This is a genomic window from Rhodococcus mengyinensis (genome assembly GCF_048381435.1).
Classification (GTDB): Bacteria; Actinomycetota; Actinomycetes; order Mycobacteriales; family Mycobacteriaceae; genus Rhodococcus_F; species Rhodococcus_F opacus_D.
Map to the genome: position 1 here is coordinate 33,353 of NZ_JBLWIT010000077.1, position 19,005 is coordinate 52,357.

The following is a 19,005-nucleotide window of genomic DNA, read 5'->3' on the forward strand; positions in this document are numbered from 1 at the left end:
AGCGAATATGACGTCTGCCAGCACAAACAGCATTGCGTAGCAACGGCCGCAACGGCCGCAACGAGAGAGACCCCGCCGGGGCCTAGCCGGCGGGGCCTCATCGACCGGGACCCCGTGGAAGGAAACCCCGATCTATGAATGACCTTAATCTCAAGGCTGCACGAATCCAGCTCCGCGCCCTGATCGCGGCCCTGGTCGTTGCGATCCTTATTGCGGTGGGCATCACGGCAGGTGCCTTCGTACTGTCCTTCGCCGTGCTTCGCGACCTCGCATTGCAGGCCACCCTGCCGTATTGGCTCACCTGGATCTTCCCCGCGATCGTCGACGGCGCAATCTTCGGCGCAACGATTGCCGTCGTTGCACTCAGCAAGATCAGCGGCAGCTCGGCCGGCAAAAGGTTCTTTCTGGGACTTGCGATCGCCGTCGTCCTGATCAGTGTGATCGGCAATGCCGTACACGCGTACAAGGCGGCCGAGATCTCCGCACGCAACGTTGCGGCCGGTATCGACCTGGGTTACGTACCGCTGGCACCTACCGGGGCCGCTCTCATCGCGATCATCCCGCCCCTGTTGGTTCTGGCCTTCACCCACGGTGTGGGCATCCTCATCAAAGCAATCGGCACCGCCCACAGCGAATACGCAGAGGTCGTCAACGCCGCCCGGCAGGTGCCCGCAATCGCCGACAACACCCCGGAGCGCAACGTGGAGACCGTCCACAATCCTGCCTCGATGCGCTACCGAGCAGAATCCATTGCGCGCGACCACGACGTGGCGCAGACGCCGGACGTTGCGTACTCGCCGATTGCTGAGGCTGCCGACCCGGCGGCGCCAGCGACATCGGCCGATGCCGAACTGTCGGTCGAGGACCAGACCACCATTGCGACCGACACGCAGCCTGTTGCGCCGGCCCCCGAACCGATCGTTGCGGACGTTGCGGACGTTGCGGACCTGGGGGAGTGGGGGGTTGCACGCAATGCGCTGGACGAGGGCTCCCAGGAAATCTTCGTGTTGCCGGACGAGGAGCAGACCATCGAGAACCTCCTCGACTTCATCAACTCGTGCGATGACTTCGAGCCCGTCGTCAAGGAGACAGCGCGTCTCCGGATCACCGAGAACCTCAGCTACGCGGAAATCGCGACGATTACCCGGGCCAAGGCGGCGTCCACCGCAATGCGCCGCTTCGTCAAGGTCGAGCAACGCGCTGTGGACGCCGGATTCCGAACCCCGCCGCTGCCCGAAGTCGACGACGCAACCGATAACCGCAATGCGGCAACGCCCGAGCAGCAGTTCACGTTGGTGGGGGCACGCTGATGTCCCGCCCGGGCAAAGGCGGCGACGATCAGTTCGCGCTCTTTGACCTGACCGCCTGCGAGGTGGGCGAGGAGGAGGTGCCGACGGACGTCGGTGCAGCAACAACGAGCACCGAAACCGACGTTGCGGTGCAACACTCGCTCGTTGCGGACGCAACAGGAGCCGACGTTGCGCTCCAAGAGGTAGGTGACGAAGCAACATCGGAGGCGGACGCAACGGACGCCGGTGTTGCCGACGATGCAGCAGAGTCGGTCGCAATGCCGACGCCGGTGTGGGAGTCGTTGCCGGTGGGGGAGGACGCCGACGGGCACGCCCTGATCTTGACCGCCGCGGGCACGTACACGCCGTCCGGGCGTGAGCTGACCGGTCCGGTCGATTCGGTGGAGAAGCTGGACAAACTGATTCGCTGGGCCGCCCTGACGCCGTTGGGCGCCCCGCCGCAGGTGTGGATCGTCGGCCAAGGCGCGTGCGAGCTGCTGGGGTGGGTGATCGATCCGGGCAGTGAAGACGACTTCGACGACATGGAAGCCCTGCGCACCCGCGCCGCCACCGAGCTGACCGCAGTCCTGCAGGCCACGCTGACGCCGATGTTGAGCGCGGGCTGGGAGTTGCGCGGCGATCCAGGGCACGTGGTGCACCTGTCCCGCAGCATCGGCAAGTTCACCTCCATGGTCGATGTGGTGATCGAGCCGTACGTATGGACCTATTGGAACAAGGACTTCGGCTGGAACAACCGAGTCGGCGAGATGGGCATCCTCGGCTCACCCACCGCCGGAACGTATCTCCCAGACGATGACCTGCCGGCCGCGCGTGAACTCGGTCGCCGGCTGGTGTGGTCCGCGAAGAACCTCGGCGTGCTCCCCGGCCCGACGCCGGCCCGCACCGGCGCCGCGATCCTCGACAAGATCAAGCGCGAACGCGCCCGATCGGGCAAGGGCATCGTGGTGACGACCGCCGGACCGGTCCCGCCGCTCGACGGCGCCCCGCGCGGGGACCTCGAACCCGCTGTGGGTTGGACCCGAGTGCCGGACGCGGAGGACCTGAACGATACGAGCCGGTTGGTGTCCATCGATCAACGGGCCGCCTACCTGGCCTCGGCCGGGATGCTGGAATTCGGCTATGGGCAGCCCCAGCATCTGACCGGCGGGGCGGCGGCCGCGGCGGCGGTGGGGGAGAAGGGTGCACCGTTCGGGCTGTGGCGGATCACCCTGCCTGCAGGACAAACTCTGTCGCTGCCCGAGAAACTGCCCCTGCCGCACCCACACATGCTTGCGGACCAGCCGGTGCAGACCTGGGTCACCTCGGTCAGCCTCGACGGGTTGTGCTCCCCGGTCGCGGATGGGGGGATCGGCGCCGACCTCGACGACTTGGACATCACCGAGGCCTGGGTGTACCCGCAGCAGGGACGCGTTCTGGACAAGTGGGCGAAGATCCTCCGCGAGGCCCGCAAGGTCTCTGTGGACACCGAGGACACGGCGACGAAACGGTTCATCGGGTCCTGCTACAAGGGCTACATCGGGCGAATGGTGAACCCGGACATGTGGACTGCGAAGCAGATGCAACATCATCACCAACCGCTCTGGCGGGCGGCGATCATTGCGCACTGCCGGTGGCGCGGCCGCCGGGTGGCGATGCGGATCGCCCGCGAGCACGGCCGCTGGCCGGTCCGCACCGTCACCGACTCCTGGGTGTACCTCCTCGCCGATAGCGAGGACATTGCCGACCCGAGTGAGGCGTTGGGGAAGATGTCGGTCGAGAAGGACACACTGCTCACAGACCCGCTGCTATCCGCTTTGGTGTCGGCTCAGGATGTGCATGAGGTGAATCTGGCGATCAGGGCGGCATTCGCCGACGACGAGTTCGCCGCCGACGAACGGGAGGGGGCACTCTGATGGCCCTGCATCTTCCCAAACCCCGCACCACGAAGCCGGCACAGGAGGCGGTCGGTCTCGACGGCCTCAAGGTTTCCGTTGCCAACGCCGCGACCAGCGGTGTCGAAAAATCCAAGCAGGTCAAGAGCGGGGGACTGGCCGGCCTGACCAGCAAGGTCTCCGTCAAGCAGCTGCGCACGGAGCTCGGCAACGAGGGCCTGCGGCAGGCCGCGATCGATGCCGGCCGCACACCCCCGTCGGACCGCACGTTGCGCCGATGGGCGCAGCAAGGCCGGATCCCGCACGCCGACGTCCTCGAGCGTGCGCAACGCCGTGCCGCGATCGAACGCCTCGGCGGCGTCGATGCGTTGGCCGCAAAGATCGGCCGATCCCGCTCCGCAGTCTCCCGATACCGATCCGGGGAAACCAACGAGCTGCGCGCCGACGCCAGCAAGAAACTCAAGAACGTCAAGGCCCAAGACATCATGAAGCGCGCTGGCGTGCTGCGCCCGGACGGAACACCGAAGAAGGCCGTCATCCGCGTCAAGGGCGGCGTCATGGTCCGCAACGGCGCCGACGAGGGCTACGACTACCGCGTCCGCACCCTGGATTTCGCGAACTCCGACACACCCTTCACCAGCGACGAGTCACGCGAACTCGCCGCCGCACTAGCCAACGACGACCACGCGCGAGTGGTCGCGCTCCTCGAACGACACGCCACCCTCGACTACCCCGAGAACAAGGGCTTCGACAAATACAGCGACCAGTTCGGATTCCACTTCGACCACATCGACTCCGTCCACATCGACTGGATCTAATGTCCAGCCTCTGCCTCCAGGCTGGGCAAACTGAGTTATCCACAGGGCTGCTAGAGATTTCCGCGCCAACTCACGACACTGTGCCCCTCACCTCGACGTGGGCATGGCCGGCTGGGACAAGCGGTACTGCCTACCGACGGGTGAACCACCACTTGTCCGCCGGGTAGATGAGGTGTCGATGCCTGCCACACGTCCGACCGCTCGCCGCGTACTCGCCGCACTGGTGACCGCGACGGTCGCCACCGGAACGGCCGCGCTGACCGCCCCTGCCGTCGCACACGCCGACCCGGCGGGGTGCGCCGCCACATACAACCTGTTCATCCCAGGAACCTGGGAAACCAACGAGAACGCGGATCCTTCGGTGCCGGTCGGCATGCTGAAACCGATCGCCGACGCCATCAAGACCACCCAGGGTGACCGGGCCGAGGTCTACACCCTCCCGTACATGGCCCGCGCGTTCGACAACGGCCACACCTACGCCGACAGCAAGTCCGACGCACGCGCGAAGGCGGACAACGTGCTGTCCGAAGAGGCAAGCAGGTGCGCGCGAACAAAGTTCACGATCACCGGCTATTCCCAGGGCGCGGACGCTGCCGGGGACCTGGCCTCCGCCATCGGCAACGGCAACGGCCCCATCCCACCCGAGCGAATACTCGCAGTTGGGCTGTTGGCCGACCCCGGTGCCGGCACCAAAGGTGCCGCTGTCGTCGGTCCGCGTTCGACCGGGACCGGCATTGCCGACCCGCGCCCGCAGGGGATGGGCAAGCTCTCGGGGCGCGTCGCCTCCATCTGCTACTCCGGCAAGGACCTGTATTGCTCGATCCAGAAGGGCTCGAACCCCCTGCTCGGATCGCTCGGCTCCATCCTGAGCAAGTCACCGAGCATCGGTGCCGACGCCACTGCGGCAGGTGGGAATTCGACCGTTGCTACCGCATTGACCTCGGATTTCTCCAAGGCCGACCTGCCCGGGATCAGCGCGAACACCACGTCGTTGGCGCAGCAGAGCAGCGCGAACACGATCGACGTCGCCCAGGTTGCGAAGTCCGCCACCTCGCTGATGAACACGCTCACACCAGTGGCCGATCTGATTGCGAGCGGCGCCGCGAACTCTGCAGCCACCACCCAACTGACCACCGCAGCGCCCGGTACGGCAGAGCACGCCGCCGGACAGGTCCTCGGCGTCGCCTCGCAAGCCGATCTGTCGAGCGCACTGACCACCGCAGCGAAACTGGCGGACACCGCGTCGTCACTGGTGCAATCGGGGACCATCACCCTGCCGTCCGCCTCGCCGGACGCGGCCGCATTGTCCACCGCGGCAGGAACGCTGAGCACCCAGGTCGCACCGCTGGCCGCCACGCCCGCCGACGCGCTCTCGTCCGCGTCGAGTGTGCTGTCGGTGCTCAAACCGAGCGTCGTCGTCGGCCAGGCGCTCAACGTGGTGACGAACGCGACCGCCCTCGACCTCCCGGGCATCCTCCGCAACCTGACCCTGCTCCCGCAGAAGGTCGCCGCCCTCGACGCGCGCGGAGCACACCAGATCGCGGGGGAGCTGAACAACCAGTTCTCGCCGCTGGTCCGGCTGGCCGCGGGTGTCGACCTGCGGTGGGTATCCCAGATCCTCTCTGTCATTCCGGATCCCACCGGGTACACACAGATCGCCGCCCTGGTGACCTCGATCCTGGGGAACGTTGACATCGTCAGACTCGCCAATCTGGTCGGTCAGATTCAGGAAATAGCCTGGGCGGCCGTCGAAAAGCTGCTTCCGCCCCCTGGACAGGTACCTGACCCGCTCGGCGCCGGAGCGGCAATGACCGGGCTGCTGCCGGTCGGCCTCGATCTTGCCTCCGTGGCGGTGAACATGCTCAGCGGGAAAGCCACCAAGACCGACGTGGCGCTCCTGGGCAAACAGACGAACACCGCCTCCAACGCGATCACCGCCCAGGCACAGAACGTCGACCTACCCGGCCTGACCGGATCGTTGACCACGATGGCCAGCTCCCAGGGCGCAGACGACCTCGCCGCCCTGGTCGGAGAAGGACTAAACGCCGCGAGCTTCTTCACCTCCGGTGCGCACACCGACTACGGAAATCTCGTCGTCGACAACGCCGGCCGCAGCGCCATCAAGTGGCTCTCCGACTGGCTCAACCTACAAATCGGCCGGGCCGCGTGACCCGCCTCCGACACCGATGTAGGTTCTCAGTCTCGGCTGCACCTGTCTCAGTGCGAGCTGCACTTCGACTGCACTCGGCGCGCTGCGATTGAGACTCCGCAGGTCAGGATGCTTTGTTTTTCACGCACGCGAACCACCCCGGCGAAGAAGTGCCGCGAAGCTGAGACTGATGGCGGTGCAATCGCCATGAGACAACGTCGGTTCCCGCTGGTCACGGGTTGATCAGGTGAAGCCAGGCGTGAGTCCCTACAACCGAATCTGCACGTAGAGAGGCGAACTGTCATGACTACCCACCGATCACACAATCCCGCCGCACGGTGGATTTGGTGCGCACAGTGCCGACAACGCGGCTACCTCGCTCGCGGCGACGCCAAGAAGGTCCGTAAGCAGCGCCACCACGGCGCCAAAGGGCTCGCGGTATTCGCCTGTCCGCACAACCCTGGCCAGTTTCATGTCGGCCTCCGCCCAGCCGCGCTCGGCAACGGCACGCTCACGCGCACGCAGCTGCGCCAGAACCAGCTGGGCCTGTTCACCGACGGCGCGGCCGCGACCAACTGAGGAGAACTGATGGCGAACAAGTTCCGGGCGCTGGCCGGCGGCTCCATTCTGGCCGCTGCGGCGCTCGCGCTCGTCGGCCAGCAGAGCGTGTTTGCCGTCGTCACAGACATGAACACCACCCTGGCTGACGTCTTCACGGTGGCCGACACCGAAGAACCTGCACCTGCCACAGCAGATGCCGCACCAGGCCTCGACCAGCTGATTGCCGCGCTGACCGTTGTCGACGAACTTCCCACAGTGCCCGGATACGACCGAGATTGCGGCAAAGGGAACGGCTGCGTCTTCGGCCCATCCTGGACTGACAACTACACCGGCCCGGACTCACACAACGGCTGCGACACCCGCAACGACATCCTCAGAACCCAGTTGATCGACGTGCGATACAAGCCGAACACCCATGACTGCAAGGTCATCTCGGGCACACTCAACGACCCCTACACCGGTACCACGATCGCGTTCTCGACCGAGAAGCCCTCCGCTGTGCAGGTCGATCACGTCTATCCCCTCTCGAGAGGATGGCGAGCCGGGGCCGCCACCTGGACTCCGGAACAACGCGTCGCGTTCGCTAACGACACCGCCTCGAACTTGATCGCATCCGAGGGCAAAGCGAACCAAGCCAAATCGGACCAGGGGCCGGACACCTGGCTACCCCCGAACACCGCATTCAGGTGCGAATACGCGCAGAAATACCTGGTAGTCGCCGCCAAATACCACCTGGTCGTCACCGCCGGCGACGTCGACGTAGCACGACGAGAGTGCAACCGATAACCGGCCGAAACGCACTTGAGCAGAAACCACTGGAGAACACCACGAATGCAATGACGCTCACCGGCCATACCCGGAACGGTGCCAACGCTTTTCGTGAAAGGAACACACCCACCATGCCTCTCTTCATGTGGATCTTCTATTTGCTTGGAATCGGCACATTCCCGGGCGGCAGCCCTTTCTAGGCCACCACCGCGCGCACAGATCCTCACATTCACCGCCCCGCCGGGCACAGCTTCCACGCCCGGCAGGGGCGGTGTGCGGGAAAGCCTCTTCTCGGCTTGTGTAAGCCACCCACGGCGGGCCGATCCTGACCTCCCCCCGCGAAGTTGATGTGTGCCATGCTGAGGACACAGTTCGTGAAAGCGTGGGGGAGACATGGCTGTTCAAACACTGATGCAACCTGCCGGAAGACATGGCTGGACGATCCGGTGTGATCTGTGCGAGCACCGGTTCACCGCCGCCGTGACCGGCCGATCCGACGCGTGCAGCTTCGCGCAGACCAACGGGTGGATCATTGATGACACCACACGTTGCCCGATGTGCGCGGCAACGCAGTCGGCGGCGGACCGACCAGCATGAACCCTGCGGACGGGCCGCATGCGGAGCTGTGATGACGTAGACCAGTGGTCAGCGAAAGGGGAGAGACGATGGGGAGCCCAACCGATCGGGGCAGATACTTGTGATGGTGTCGTTCTGGTGGAGTCGCGGAGACGAACTCGCCAACCACCAACTCGGGCAGATCCTGACCCGAGCAGGATGTTTGAACGGCGAGATCACCGACGCCGCGGCCGTCGATCGCGCCCTGCGTGCCGTCGGTGACGAGCCGGCCCTTGTTGCTGAGCTGGACGAATGGTGGCAAATGGTCGCGGCCCGCCGAAACGACAACACGACACAGAATCCTGGTCTTAGTCTCGGCGGTTCGATTCGGTACCTCACCGACCGTCTGGACGCGGACCGGGTTACTCCCGAGTCGATCGAGGAATGCCGCCGGCAGGTTGCAGCTCTCGATACCCAAATCGTCAGCGCTAAGGACCTACCCGAGCTGGCCCACCCCGATGCCGAGATGCTCACCCTCCTCGCTCGCTACATGGAGGCGCGGTCACGGGTATTGGCAATGACCTCAACGTGATCCATTCAGACACGCCCCTGTGGTAACAACTTGTGTTGAAATCGGTGGCGGCTTCGTGATCTCGTAGGTGTTGCGGGATCCTCCCCCCGAGCCCGGAATGGCCGCTCTGCCTCCCCTTGGCATCTGAGCGCGCCGGAAGCGCCCCAGTCTGGTTAATCAGCTGGGGCGCTTCCTATGGGGGCTTCTCGATCGGCTGGAAGGCGCAGGAGTTGCTGCCGCGGTGGCAGTTACGATGACGAACTACCGCGCTCTGCGCGCGGATGCCGGGCCCGTCAGTTTGAAACACACCGGAGGCTGGCGGGCCGCGGCATACCCTGATCTGTCAGCGATCGAACTTGTCTGGAGTTGCCCACCGATCCGATTGAGGTTCGGCGCCGACGCACGGTGGTATCCGAACTGTGGTGCCGCAAGTGCGACAGAAGAATGTGCGGTGCCCACCGTGCCCGGCGCTGGCGCAGCCGCAGACCTCCCACCCGACCAGGCACGTTCCGCCGATCAAATCGTGACCGTTGGGGCACTGGTCAGGGGCGGTTTCGGTGGATCTCACCCCCTGATCTTCGCACATACGTTCGAGATTGCTGCTAAGCTGGCAATGCCCCGGTCCGGAGGGAAGCCGGCCGGGGCATAACTCCAGTTCAGGGACGTAAAACGCCTCGCAGGTGGCCTACCGCGGAGCACAATCGGCAGATGGGCGGAGCAGCCAACAGGCCGGTCGCGCCGATGCTCGCGACCCTCGGCGCCCCTCCTCCGGGAGCAGATGAGCGTTGGGCTGCGGAGTTCAAGTGGGACGGCTGCCGCATCGTGGCTTCTACCTGTGGTGATGTCCCGGTTATGTGGTCTCGAAGCGGAAGCAGCGTCGGGCAGTCCTACCCCGAGGTCCTGGAGGCACTCGAGAGCGCAGTCGGTAATCGGCAAGCGATCCTCGATGGCGAACTACGTTGTGCTCGACGCCGGGGGCAGACCCTCGTTCGGACTCCTGCAGAACCGCATGAACGTAACCAGACCGACCACCGCCCTGCGGCGACGCGTCGCGGTCACTTTCTACGCGTTCGATCTCATATCCCTCGACTGGTCGGATCTGACGGCGACGCCCTATCTCGACCGCCGCGCGGCGCTGGCAGACCTCGACCTCGCGGGCCCGCGCCTGAAGGTGCCCCCGCACTGGGTGGGCATAGACAGCGAAACCATACTCGACGTGGCCCGACAGCACTCGCTCGAAGGCGTGGTGTTCAAGAAGGCCGCCTCGATCTACCTGCCTGGGACTCGATCGAAGTCGTGGATCAAGACCGTCCTCCGGCAGCGAGCGTCGGCGTTGATCGTGGGCTGGCTGGCATCCGGGGCGCAACACAACGTCGTGGGGTCTCATCCTGGGCGCCTACGACGACGCCGGCGATCTCGTGCCTATCGGGCAGGTCGGTACCGGATTTTCCGCGGCCATGCGCCGCCGGCTGCGGGACCAGCTCGTCCCGCTCGAGAGGCCGACGAGCCCACTGGCCACATCGTTGCCGTACGCGGCAGATCCGTGGATTCGCTGGACCGAGGCGAAAGTCGTTGTCGATGTGGACTTTCGGGAGTTCACCGGTGGGGGCCTCCGGCACCCCTCGTTCAAAGGGATTAGGGCAGACGTCCCGCCTCGCGACGTCAGGCGCAGCTCTTTGCAGTAGGCACCACAAGCTGGATGGCGAATGGGGAGAATCGGCGGATGGCGCAACGACAGATCACTATCACCCTGGACATTCCCGGTGCACCTGGGGACTCTGATGGTCGCCATGACGAGCTCTACGCCGACACGGCAAATGCCGTGTCGGATGACGCTCAAAGCGACGTCGGAACCTGTACTTGGTATTCAGAAGTGAACGGTGAACGGGGGTCACAGTTGCACACCGAGGAAATCAACGTTCCGAGTCGCTGACAAGGTTCGCGGGTTGCTCAGCATCCAGCAGTTCGCAGATCATCAAGCATTTCCTCGACAAGCTCGGTCAAGACCTCCATAAGACGGAGAGCACCGAGGTGCGTGGCAGAGCGGCCCGGAATGTCGATGTGCTCAATGAACCCTGCCTCACCCTCGAACTTCACCAAGGAAGAAGACGGCTCTTGACCTGGAGCGCCAACGGGCCGAAGGAGTTTCATTGTCGCAATGACGGCGTTATCCGCCAGTTTCGTAGCCTTGTCGGAAAGCTGCCGCACACTGGCTGAACGTTTGTCGAACGTTGCCTCACCACGGTGCGCAACGACGTGCAATGTTCGATGCTTGTCGTAGTTCACCAGTTGATTGAGAACCCAGACGGGATGGTCGCTCAGATCATCGGACTTGAACGGTTGTGCCGCAAGAATGGCCTGAGCAACCGCCGGCTCAACCCAGTCCGCGTTACGCTTCTCCCACTTCTCCCACTTCGACACATCGTCGAGGATCGGGAACTGGATCGACTTAGCCTCTTGATCTGTCAATGTCTGCCTAGCGCTGATATGGCTGAACAAAGTGTGATCGAGTGCAGCCCGCAGGTTCGTCAGGATGTCGCCAAGGATCAAACCCCACTCATTCGGTGGCTCCTCGTTCACCAGAGCGATGTATTCGACGATGATCTGTGAACTGTCCAGCGGGTCCTTCCGCTGGCGGTATGTGAAGCAGATAGGGTCTCGAGCCCGGTAGGCGTGGATCTCAGACTTAAAGAAGTCCAGGTGCTGCTTCGCTCTCGACAACTTGCTGTAGGCACTGTCCACTAGAAGCCACCGTTAGCCGAGATCAACGCGAACAAGATGGCGACGATCACCGCGGTAATCAGGTTGCTGAACACGATCAACGGGATCACCTGCGACGCACGCAACTCCGCCTGCACCACAGGGGCACGCACACCATCAGTCCACTTAGACCCATCCCAGAACCGCTGAAGAGACGGATTCTCAGGGTCAGTGCGCCAGCCTGCCTGCGGAGTCGGAGTCGTCACCATCGCATCAAAGCAGGCAAACCGACTGCGCGGTATCGGTCATTGAACTGACAAGCGATGACTAGATCTGGTCGTACTCGCTGATGTACTGATCGAGAGTGGCCCGGTTGGGGTCCTTCTGCGAGAGAACGTCAGCGATCGCTGTGGGCAAGCCGTCTGCACCCTTGTCGCGGTAGTGCTCGGCAGCTTCCTTGGTGACGCCGGCATTCTTCAATGTCACGAACAGCATCGAGGGAGTCATGGCGAGAGACTGTACCTGGGAAATGCGAGGCAGCCGGGCGAATCGCTTCCGCTCTGTCAACGAAAGAACGGTCGGCCCTTCTGGTTAGGGCTCTTTCCCTCGCGGAACTCACGAGACAACTCGAAGTCGTAGTAGTCAGTATCTCCGGCGCCATTGACGTACTTGATACTCCACAGACGAGTCTCCATCACCGAATCCTCCACGCTCCGGATCGCCTCTGCGAGGGAGTCGTACTCCTCTTCGCGCTGGAAGGAGTTCTTGTAAAGGAATGTGTAGTGCATACCGCAAGGATGGCTGAGACCGAGCCTGTCCGCCAGCAGAACTGATGTGGGCCATCAACTGTTCATCCGACACGCCGTCCAAGCGCACGACGCCCAATTACAAGAGCCCACGCCGCTTCGCTTCTTCGACAAACGGTGCGCCCTCATCCGTAAACGCCTTGGACGCCTCGACATCGCCCAGGGATGCGTATCGCTCCGCCTCGCCCGTGAAGTGTTCGACATAGCGCTGCAACTTCTCATCTACTGTTGGTCGCGTATGAGTCGATGCTGTTGGCGGGGGAGGGTTCGGCGTGGACGGCGCAGGAGGCTCGGCATGCGTCGGATGCGTTGGGGCTGACTCCGAAGGCTATGGTTGCGCTGGGTTGGACGGTGGGGTCATGAGCGCTCGCATTGTGTACGGGTTCCAGGGGTTCGGAGGGACGTGTCGCGACGGGCCGCCTGTGTCGGTCTCGCCTGTCAGAATCTGCCGATGAGCGAGATGTCAATGGAGCGGCGCGTACTCCAATTCATGGGCGCCTACACCGAGTTGCAGGATTCGATGCAGTTCTACGTCTATGGGCACCTTTCGGACGAGGAGCGGCAGGAATTCACCAAGCGGAACCCGGACAGCAAGATCCTTGATGCGTTCAAGAAACTGTGCCGACACACGTTGAATGTCGCGATGCCCGAGATGATCGCTGCCACGTACAAGGGAGCCGGCCCGTACCGGAACGACCTGGCGCACATGCTCAAGATCGAGTCGATTGAGGGCGAGAGACCCAATCGAGTGATGCGGTTTGTTCGCTACGACGACTACACAACTACGGGGGAGTGGGCGAGCCAGAACAAGAAGACAATCGAGATCACCGAACGCCAACTCCGTGCGTGGACCGATGACCTGCGTGACTGCCGCAAGTTCATCAACGTCATCTTGTGGATATCTGGGATGAAGGATTGGAGCGATGACGCGCAGATTGATGCGTCATCCATTCCGTGGTGGGACGGAAGGTGGGGCGAGCCGCCTCAGTTCGGTGAAGACTCCTACGCGCCGATTGGGCGGTACAGGGCTTCCACGAATCCCCGTGAGTACTGGTTGCCGAAAAATGACTGGTCGGAGCCCGCACCGCATCCCCTGGCGTGACCACTCAGGGTTTTCTGTCGGTCATGCCCGTTAGGGTGCGCATCATGAACGATGACTACACCATTGCCTGGTCCTGGCTCACCCCGGAGCAACAGCAGGCCTTGCGGGCTAATCCATCAGGTCCCGTGCCTGAGCAGTTGGTGCCGCGACTCCAGCAGATCGGGCTTCTCGGGGTCGGGACAAAGTATCTGACTTCGCCTACTGGCGTGCGGCAGACGTACCTTCCTCGCGACTTAGTGACGTTCATCGAGACGCTGCCGCTTTCTGCATAACGCACTTCGGGCATTTCATGCCGACTACGCCTCCGCCGTCCTGAGTGATGGTGGGGGCGTTTCGATCGTTGATCGGCTACGGCATCTGGTCGGGTGCAACCCAGCGTTCCCCGGGTTTGAAGTCCTGGCCGGCGCACGGTGGAACGTACAAGGTGATGTCACACCTGCGGCAGTAGAAGCTGCGATGCCCGCCGTACGTCGCCTTCGGGCATGAGCAGACGACCCAACCCACCAACAAGTCCCGCCGGTCAGCGGGTGACCGTTCTCGCGACTGTCTGGTGCCTTTTCAACCTTCGGTGCCACACATTGAATCTCTGGTTCGACTTCAACGACCAAGAAAGCGGAGATATTCCTGGCGGGGACATGTCGTCTCCCCAGGTCAAGACGGTTGCCAGCGCCCCCGCTTGTTCCCTGAAGCCCGCCAGGCGCGGCTCCAACATACTTTGATCCCCTAGGGTGCTTGGTCTTGCGGGGATCGGCGGAACCTGGCAAAGTGGCAGCTCACAGGGAACGGCGTATAACCGAGCCCCCTAGCCTTGGAGATATGAAATGTTGCACATCAAGATGACCAAGGCAGTGCCGGCCACCGATCCGAACGACCCATTGCCCCGCGACTTTTACGGATGGGACAAGAACAAATCCCCGCAGGCCAACTGGGATGCCAACCGCGGCTATTACGCTCTCGGCGCGGCCGCGGACCGCGAGCGATACGTCCTGTTGTCCTTCAACGAAAAACAGAAGGTCGTGATGGCGGCAGAGATCGACGAAATTATCGATGCGGCGGGAAAACCGAACCGGCGAATCATCGAAGGCAACCTCCTGACGAAAGGCCACCCCGTCTACGACGCCTATGTCGGCCGCCCTTCGCCCGAAAAGTCGATCGGTGCCCGCAATCCGATCACCTACATCGACGACAGCACCCCCGGATTCGGGCGACCATGCCTGTGCGGCTGCGACACGGAAGTCCACGGAGCGCTCTTCGTGCCGGGTCACGACCAGGCGGCCCTGCATCAGCGCGTCGCCAAGATCGGCTCGATCGCCGACTTCCTTCAGTGGTTCGACAACACCACCAACGCCGAAGCGAACTTCGACGAACATGGGCCGACCGTGCTCCGCGGCGATGGACGAATGGACCTGACCGTATACCCGGACGGGCGAATCGATCTGAAGTTCGACCCGAAGAAGTCGGATCAACAGCAATGAACCGATAGACATCACCACGTAGTTCTGCCGCCCGGTTCTCGCACGACTAGCGATCAGGTTCCGACACATCGACCCAGGGGGGAGGGGACATGTCATCTCCGCAGTACTCTGCGCTCATGTGTCGCTCGAAATCACACGGAGCCCGCCGGTGCCCGGGGTGCGGTAGTTACAGTGCCGCAGCGAAAGCGAACGCGAACCGCCGGCACGGCCGCAACGCCCGCAAGAAGGTCGTCGACCACCTGAAAGAGCAAGGGATGGTCGAGACCGCGGCCGCGGTGCAGTCGGCGCCACCGAGCATCCTGCCGGAGTTGATGGCCGCGTTGGGCATCGACCAGTCGGTGCTGGGGGACACCCCGATGCCGAGTGTGCACGCGAACCCGCCGTCGGCGAAACTGCTGATCGCCCATGCTGAGGCCGAGCGCGCGAAGCTGGCCGGCTCGCAGATCACTTCGGCGCAGGCCGCTCTCGATGAAGCCGAGCAACGCGTCGCCGACGCCGACGCGGAGGCCGAGGAAGCCCGCAAGGCGGTCAACCGGATTCGGGCCCGACTGAGGAAGGCAAAGAAGGCTGTCGAGGACGGCACCGGTTCATCGTTCGACGTCGCAGCGAAGCAGAAGGAGCTCGACGACGCCAAGCAAGCGCATATCGACGCCAAGCGCCGGCAGGTCGAGGCCCGGGAAGATCTGGAAGCGGCGAAGTTCGGGATGCGCGACGACATGGCCAGTGGCGCCGAGCGTGATGCGTACTATGCGTCGCTCTCGGATGACGAGGTCGATGCGATCGCCCGATCGCTCAACCGCCGCGCCGCAGCTGAAGCGGCGCAGGCGCTCTCCGAGGGTGGCCAGCCCGCCCTGGCGCCGGCTCCCCGGGACACGAGCATCTACAACGCCGGCACCATCGCGATGGAAACCGGATCCGGTGTCACCGAAGTCGAGGGGCGTCTCCTCGACGGCGGTACCGCCATCTACCGGCGCGGAGCCTCGGACTTCGTCATCTTGCAACGCAAGGGCGACGCCTACCACCCGGTTGCCCAGGCGCACGGCAAGAACGACGCCCTGGCCAAGGCCAACCGCATCCCCGTCATGACCGGGCCCGATCCGTTGCCTGCGAACGCCACCGAGATGCAGAAGCAAGCCCACGCCATGAAGGGGGACGTCGCCCTCGTCGTGGCTCGCCGAGCAGTCGACGGCTACGCCTCCACACCGTCCGCTCAACAGGCGACGATCGACGAGGAGATGGCCGAGGCGCGGGACAAGCTGACCGACTCGGTCGGCGGCGGCCCCGTCCGCGCGGACATCCACGACGGCATCAAGCGGCACCGTCGTGCGATGCAGGAGAAGGCCGCGGTCGAGGCCGGCGAGCAGGCCCGGGCGAAGGCACTGGCCGTCGGCGCAACCAAGGCCGAGGCGGACGCGGCATACGCCAAGGCACACCGACGCGCACTGGGAACCCAGACGGTCGGCGGAGGCACCATCCCGCACTTCGACCACGACATCCCACCGCAGAGTCTCGGCGCCGACAAGCACGCCAGCCTGTGGCGCAGCGGAATACGCGCCTACGGCAAGGAAACCGCTGACGACTACGCCGTGATCGCGCAGCGGGCCGGCGACCTGAAGGCCTGGGGCTTTACGACCGGACCCGGCGGGCACGTGCAGACCTCGAACATCGGCGCGCTGACCACCTCGAACGCGGAATTCGTGCAGAAGGTGCTCAGTTACAAGGAGCGCAGCGCACTGACCACCTACACCGGCGGCAGCTACCGCTCGATCAACGCCGCCATCACCGGCCGCGACGCGAACCCGTCCGGGCACATCAAGACCGTGGTGTCCCAGCTGGACTCGGCATTCGACAAGTTCCGCGGGCACAACCCGAACAAACAACCGATGACACTGGTTCGCGGCACCCAGGTCCCGAGCGGGTGGAAGGGCACCACCGAGGAGTACATCGACTCGGCCTTCACCGTCGGGTCGCGGATGGAGATCGGCAAGGTCACCAGCTTCTCCACGAACCACGGCACGGCGCACAACTTCGCCGGCCACCCGCCGTACATGATGGTCGTCCGCACTCGGGACGGGCTTCCGGTCAAGTCGATCTCGAGCTACTCCTCCGAGGACGAGGTGGTTCTCCCGATGGGCACCCACCTGCGCTGCGTGAAGGTCGATCATCACGGCATCAGCGGCCGGCCGACGGTGTACATGGTCGCCGAAGACCTGGTCGCCGAAGCCGACGGCGGCACCGGCGGTAGCGCGACCAAGGCCGCGTAAACCCACACCTACCAGGTAATATGACACGTCCCCTCCTGAAGGGGCGACGAGGGAAGGGACCATCACCATGGCCGCACTCAACGACGAGCAGCTCGACGAGATCCGCCGGCACCTCGACGAAGGCATGACCCCCGACGCAATCGCCGACTACCTCGGCCGCGTCGCCGACCTCGACCTGATGGACATCGTCACCATCCGCTCCGCGGCCGTCGCCCTCTCGCGTGGGGAGACCCCGTGACCGCACCCACCACCGGCAGCGACACCGCACTGCTCGCCCGCTACGCCAACGCCCTGACCGGCCTGGCCGCCGGCGACGCCTGGGGATACCAGGTCGAATTCACCAGCTACACACGGATGCCGGCCCACCCAGTAGCCCCACCGGTCGGCACCTGGACCGTGTCCGACGACACCCAGATGACTATTGCCCTTCACCGGGCTCTGGCCGAGATCACCGACTTCGACGACATCGAAACGGTCACCGACGCCATCACCCGGCAGTTCTTCCTGTGGCAGGTCGACCCCGACAACACCCGCGCCCCCGGCCGCACCTGCATGACGTCGCTGCACAACCTCCGCGCCGGCGCCCGCTGGTACGACACCGACGGCGCCGTCGAGTCCGCCGGCTGCGGGGCCGTGATGCGCCTGGTCCCCACCGCATTCGCCCCCGAGCTCTACTGGCTGGGCTTGACCGCTCTGCAGGCCGTGATCACCCACAAGCACCCCCGGGCCGTCGTCCCGGCGCTGCTACTCGCCGATGCCACCCGCCACGCCCCGGCCCAGCGCGGCCGGTACCTCGAACATGCCCTCACGACCGCTGCACAGATCTACAACGGCACCAGCACCTGGACCGAGGACCGCTACCTGCAAGATGTCCTCGCCCCGATCACAGGGGACGTGTCATCTTTCCTGGTAGATGGCTTGAATGACGACGTGGCCGACGCGCTGATGCGCGCCGCGGACAGCCGGGACCGACTGCAGAATGTCGAGCCGGCAAGCTACGGCGACCCGTGCGCCGGCATCGGTGAAGGCTGGGAATCGGCCAGCGCCGCAGCCCTCGCTCTCCTGGTCGCCGACATGGCAACCGCCTCGGGCGGCGACGCTCCCGCGCTGACCGGCCCCCAGGCCCTCGCCTGGGCCTCGACCAGCAACGGCGACTCCGACTCCATCGCCTGCATCGCCGGCGGAATCATCGGCTCTGCGCACCCTGAGCCCGACTACTGGGCAGCGAACGGACTCAATCCGACTTTCGAGCCCCGCTACGCCGAAGAGCTCGCCGCCGCGGCGCGTCAGGGGACGTGTCGTCTGCACTGGTAACCACGACATCGACGAGCCGCCACCAGCTCGTTGATCGGGATTCGCTCCAGCGCTTTGCCCGTCGGCACGACCAGTGCCGGCGGGTATTTCGCTATCTACTTCGACCTGAAAAAGTCGGGGTGTGGCGGTGAGTGATCAGCCAGTCCTGGAACGGGAGAATGGCCTCAACCAGCCTGCACGACCCCGACGCCCGGCCCATCGCCAAGGGACGGCTCGGCAAACCGGTCGAGTTCGGCCACAAGACCCAGCTCGTCGAAGGCGACGACGGCGTGATCGTGGACCACAACGTCGAACGCGGCAACCCGGCCGACGCACCCCAGCTGGCACCAGCCGTGGATCGGGTCCGCACACGCGCCGGCCGGCCACCACGCACGGTCACCGCCGACCGCGGATACGGCGAGAAAGCCGTCGAGGACGACCTCCGTGACCTCGGCGTGCGCAACGTCGTCATCCCCCGCAAGGGCAAACCCTCGGCTGACCGGCGAGCCGAGGAACACCGCCCGGCGTTCCGACGAACAATCAAGTGGCGCACCGGAGTCGAAGGCAGAATCAGCGCCCTCAAACGTGGATACGGCTGGGACCGCACCCGCATCGACAGCACCGAAGGCGCCAAGATCTGGGTCGGCCACGGGGTCCTGGCGCACAACCTGGTCAAGATCAGCACCCTGGCAGCGTGAAGGACGCGGATCGGGGGGGACTTGCGGCCAACCCAATCCCGACCGGCCGAGAACAGCCAAATCA

Annotated in this window: 18 protein-coding genes and 2 pseudogenes; 16 read left to right on the plus strand and 4 right to left on the minus strand. The window is 64.5% G+C overall.

The annotated features are described in order from the left end of the window. The first annotated feature begins 134 nt into the window (after positions 1 to 134). The 9 genes and pseudogenes from ACNJ7E_RS14940 (at position 135) to ACNJ7E_RS14980 (ending at position 10,288) form a co-directional block, all read left to right on the plus strand. Positions 135 to 1,310, plus strand: a complete 1,176-nt coding sequence (locus ACNJ7E_RS14940) for a DUF2637 domain-containing protein (RefSeq protein WP_418340250.1) — start codon at positions 135 to 137, stop codon at positions 1,308 to 1,310. Next, complete coding sequence (locus ACNJ7E_RS14945) at positions 1,310 to 3,202, plus strand: hypothetical protein (protein ID WP_418340251.1); 1,893 nt, start codon at positions 1,310 to 1,312, stop codon at positions 3,200 to 3,202. Before ACNJ7E_RS14940 ends, ACNJ7E_RS14945 begins: the two co-directional genes overlap by 1 nt. Continuing rightward, positions 3,202 to 3,999 carry a hypothetical protein gene (locus ACNJ7E_RS14950; RefSeq protein ID WP_418340252.1) on the plus strand — a complete coding sequence of 266 codons (798 nt, stop codon included), beginning with the start codon at positions 3,202 to 3,204 and terminating at the stop codon, positions 3,997 to 3,999. The genes ACNJ7E_RS14945 and ACNJ7E_RS14950 overlap by 1 nt, the downstream gene beginning before the upstream one ends. Before the next feature lie 178 nt (positions 4,000 to 4,177). Then, a complete protein-coding gene (locus tag ACNJ7E_RS14955) occupies positions 4,178 to 6,169 on the plus strand; it encodes a cutinase family protein (RefSeq protein ID WP_418340253.1) in 1,992 nt (663 codons plus the stop codon). Positions 6,170 to 6,451: 282 nt separating this feature from the next. Further along, a complete protein-coding gene (locus ACNJ7E_RS14960) occupies positions 6,452 to 6,727 on the plus strand; it encodes a hypothetical protein (RefSeq protein ID WP_418340254.1) in 276 nt (91 codons plus the stop codon). Between the two features lie 9 nt (positions 6,728 to 6,736). Then, positions 6,737 to 7,495 carry an HNH endonuclease family protein gene (locus tag ACNJ7E_RS14965; RefSeq protein ID WP_418340255.1) on the plus strand — a complete coding sequence of 253 codons (759 nt, stop codon included), beginning with the start codon at positions 6,737 to 6,739 and terminating at the stop codon, positions 7,493 to 7,495. 682 nt (positions 7,496 to 8,177) lie between these two features. Beyond that, the gene (locus tag ACNJ7E_RS14970) at positions 8,178 to 8,624 is read left to right on the plus strand and encodes a hypothetical protein (protein WP_418340256.1); all 447 of its coding nucleotides are present in this window, start codon (positions 8,178 to 8,180) and stop codon (positions 8,622 to 8,624) included. 720 nt (positions 8,625 to 9,344) lie between these two features. Next, positions 9,345 to 9,849 (plus strand): annotated as a pseudogene (locus ACNJ7E_RS14975) (ATP-dependent DNA ligase); the annotation flags it as partial. Between the two features lie 172 nt (positions 9,850 to 10,021). Then, positions 10,022 to 10,288 carry an ATP dependent DNA ligase gene (locus tag ACNJ7E_RS14980; RefSeq protein ID WP_418340257.1) on the plus strand — a complete coding sequence of 89 codons (267 nt, stop codon included), beginning with the start codon at positions 10,022 to 10,024 and terminating at the stop codon, positions 10,286 to 10,288. A 265-nt stretch (positions 10,289 to 10,553) separates the two neighbouring features. Here ACNJ7E_RS14980 and ACNJ7E_RS14985 read toward each other — a convergent pair whose 3' ends face one another. The 4 genes from ACNJ7E_RS14985 to ACNJ7E_RS15000 are packed head-to-tail and all read right to left on the minus strand — an operon-like array spanning position 10,554 to position 12,091. Next, positions 10,554 to 11,345, minus strand: a complete 792-nt coding sequence (locus ACNJ7E_RS14985) for a hypothetical protein (RefSeq protein ID WP_418340258.1) — start codon at positions 11,343 to 11,345, stop codon at positions 10,554 to 10,556. Continuing rightward, positions 11,345 to 11,572, minus strand: a complete 228-nt coding sequence (locus tag ACNJ7E_RS14990; RefSeq protein ID WP_418340259.1) for a DUF2510 domain-containing protein — start codon at positions 11,570 to 11,572, stop codon at positions 11,345 to 11,347. Before ACNJ7E_RS14990 ends, ACNJ7E_RS14985 begins: the two co-directional genes overlap by 1 nt. 58 nt (positions 11,573 to 11,630) lie before the next feature. Further along, complete coding sequence (locus ACNJ7E_RS14995) at positions 11,631 to 11,810, minus strand: hypothetical protein (RefSeq protein ID WP_418340260.1); 180 nt, start codon at positions 11,808 to 11,810, stop codon at positions 11,631 to 11,633. Between the two features lie 56 nt (positions 11,811 to 11,866). Continuing rightward, a complete protein-coding gene (locus ACNJ7E_RS15000) occupies positions 11,867 to 12,091 on the minus strand; it encodes a hypothetical protein (RefSeq protein WP_418340261.1) in 225 nt (74 codons plus the stop codon). 469 nt (positions 12,092 to 12,560) lie between these two features. On the opposite strand from ACNJ7E_RS15000, the gene ACNJ7E_RS15005 reads away from it, so the two are divergent. The 7 genes and pseudogenes from ACNJ7E_RS15005 to ACNJ7E_RS15035 form a co-directional block, all read left to right on the plus strand. Beyond that, positions 12,561 to 13,211 (plus strand): hypothetical protein, encoded by a 651-nt coding sequence (locus ACNJ7E_RS15005; RefSeq protein WP_418340262.1) that lies wholly within the window; start codon positions 12,561 to 12,563, stop codon positions 13,209 to 13,211. 44 nt (positions 13,212 to 13,255) lie between these two features. Next, complete coding sequence (locus ACNJ7E_RS15010; RefSeq protein WP_418340263.1) at positions 13,256 to 13,483, plus strand: hypothetical protein; 228 nt, start codon at positions 13,256 to 13,258, stop codon at positions 13,481 to 13,483. 549 nt (positions 13,484 to 14,032) lie between these two features. After that, the gene (locus tag ACNJ7E_RS15015) at positions 14,033 to 14,686 is read left to right on the plus strand and encodes a hypothetical protein (protein ID WP_418340264.1); all 654 of its coding nucleotides are present in this window, start codon (positions 14,033 to 14,035) and stop codon (positions 14,684 to 14,686) included. Between the two features lie 254 nt (positions 14,687 to 14,940). Further along, complete coding sequence (locus ACNJ7E_RS15020; protein WP_418340265.1) at positions 14,941 to 16,950, plus strand: ADP-ribosyltransferase; 2,010 nt, start codon at positions 14,941 to 14,943, stop codon at positions 16,948 to 16,950. Positions 16,951 to 17,017: 67 nt separating this feature from the next. Beyond that, entirely contained in the window at positions 17,018 to 17,188 is a 171-nt protein-coding gene (locus tag ACNJ7E_RS15025) for a helix-turn-helix domain-containing protein (RefSeq protein ID WP_005574598.1), read from the plus strand. Continuing rightward, entirely contained in the window at positions 17,185 to 18,264 is a 1,080-nt protein-coding gene (locus ACNJ7E_RS15030; protein WP_418340266.1) for an ADP-ribosylglycohydrolase family protein, read from the plus strand. Before ACNJ7E_RS15025 ends, ACNJ7E_RS15030 begins: the two co-directional genes overlap by 4 nt. A gap of 167 nt (positions 18,265 to 18,431) precedes the next feature. Continuing rightward, positions 18,432 to 18,941 (plus strand): annotated as a pseudogene (locus tag ACNJ7E_RS15035) (transposase); the annotation flags it as partial. Positions 18,942 to 19,005 lie beyond the last annotated feature (64 nt).

Excerpts from the sequence above, each read along its gene's own strand:
- ACNJ7E_RS14955 (WP_418340253.1), top strand. The coding sequence starts at position 4,178 with ATGCCTGCCACACGTCCGACCGCTCGCCGCGTACTCGCCGCACTGGTG.
- ACNJ7E_RS15000 (WP_418340261.1), bottom strand. The coding sequence starts at position 12,091 with ATGCACTACACATTCCTTTACAAGAACTCCTTCCAGCGCGAAGAGGAG.
- ACNJ7E_RS14940 (WP_418340250.1), top strand. The coding sequence starts at position 135 with ATGAATGACCTTAATCTCAAGGCTGCACGAATCCAGCTCCGCGCCCTG.
- ACNJ7E_RS14960 (WP_418340254.1), top strand. The coding sequence starts at position 6,452 with ATGACTACCCACCGATCACACAATCCCGCCGCACGGTGGATTTGGTGC.
- ACNJ7E_RS15010 (WP_418340263.1), top strand. The coding sequence starts at position 13,256 with ATGAACGATGACTACACCATTGCCTGGTCCTGGCTCACCCCGGAGCAA.
- ACNJ7E_RS15005 (WP_418340262.1), top strand. The coding sequence starts at position 12,561 with ATGAGCGAGATGTCAATGGAGCGGCGCGTACTCCAATTCATGGGCGCC.
- ACNJ7E_RS14995 (WP_418340260.1), bottom strand. The coding sequence starts at position 11,810 with ATGACTCCCTCGATGCTGTTCGTGACATTGAAGAATGCCGGCGTCACC.
- ACNJ7E_RS15015 (WP_418340264.1), top strand. The coding sequence starts at position 14,033 with ATGTTGCACATCAAGATGACCAAGGCAGTGCCGGCCACCGATCCGAAC.
- ACNJ7E_RS14950 (WP_418340252.1), top strand. The coding sequence starts at position 3,202 with ATGGCCCTGCATCTTCCCAAACCCCGCACCACGAAGCCGGCACAGGAG.
- ACNJ7E_RS15025 (WP_005574598.1), top strand. The coding sequence starts at position 17,018 with ATGGCCGCACTCAACGACGAGCAGCTCGACGAGATCCGCCGGCACCTC.
- ACNJ7E_RS15020 (WP_418340265.1), top strand. The coding sequence starts at position 14,941 with ATGGTCGAGACCGCGGCCGCGGTGCAGTCGGCGCCACCGAGCATCCTG.
- ACNJ7E_RS14945 (WP_418340251.1), top strand. The coding sequence starts at position 1,310 with ATGTCCCGCCCGGGCAAAGGCGGCGACGATCAGTTCGCGCTCTTTGAC.
- ACNJ7E_RS14970 (WP_418340256.1), top strand. The coding sequence starts at position 8,178 with ATGGTGTCGTTCTGGTGGAGTCGCGGAGACGAACTCGCCAACCACCAA.
- ACNJ7E_RS14990 (WP_418340259.1), bottom strand. The coding sequence starts at position 11,572 with ATGGTGACGACTCCGACTCCGCAGGCAGGCTGGCGCACTGACCCTGAG.
- ACNJ7E_RS14965 (WP_418340255.1), top strand. The coding sequence starts at position 6,737 with ATGGCGAACAAGTTCCGGGCGCTGGCCGGCGGCTCCATTCTGGCCGCT.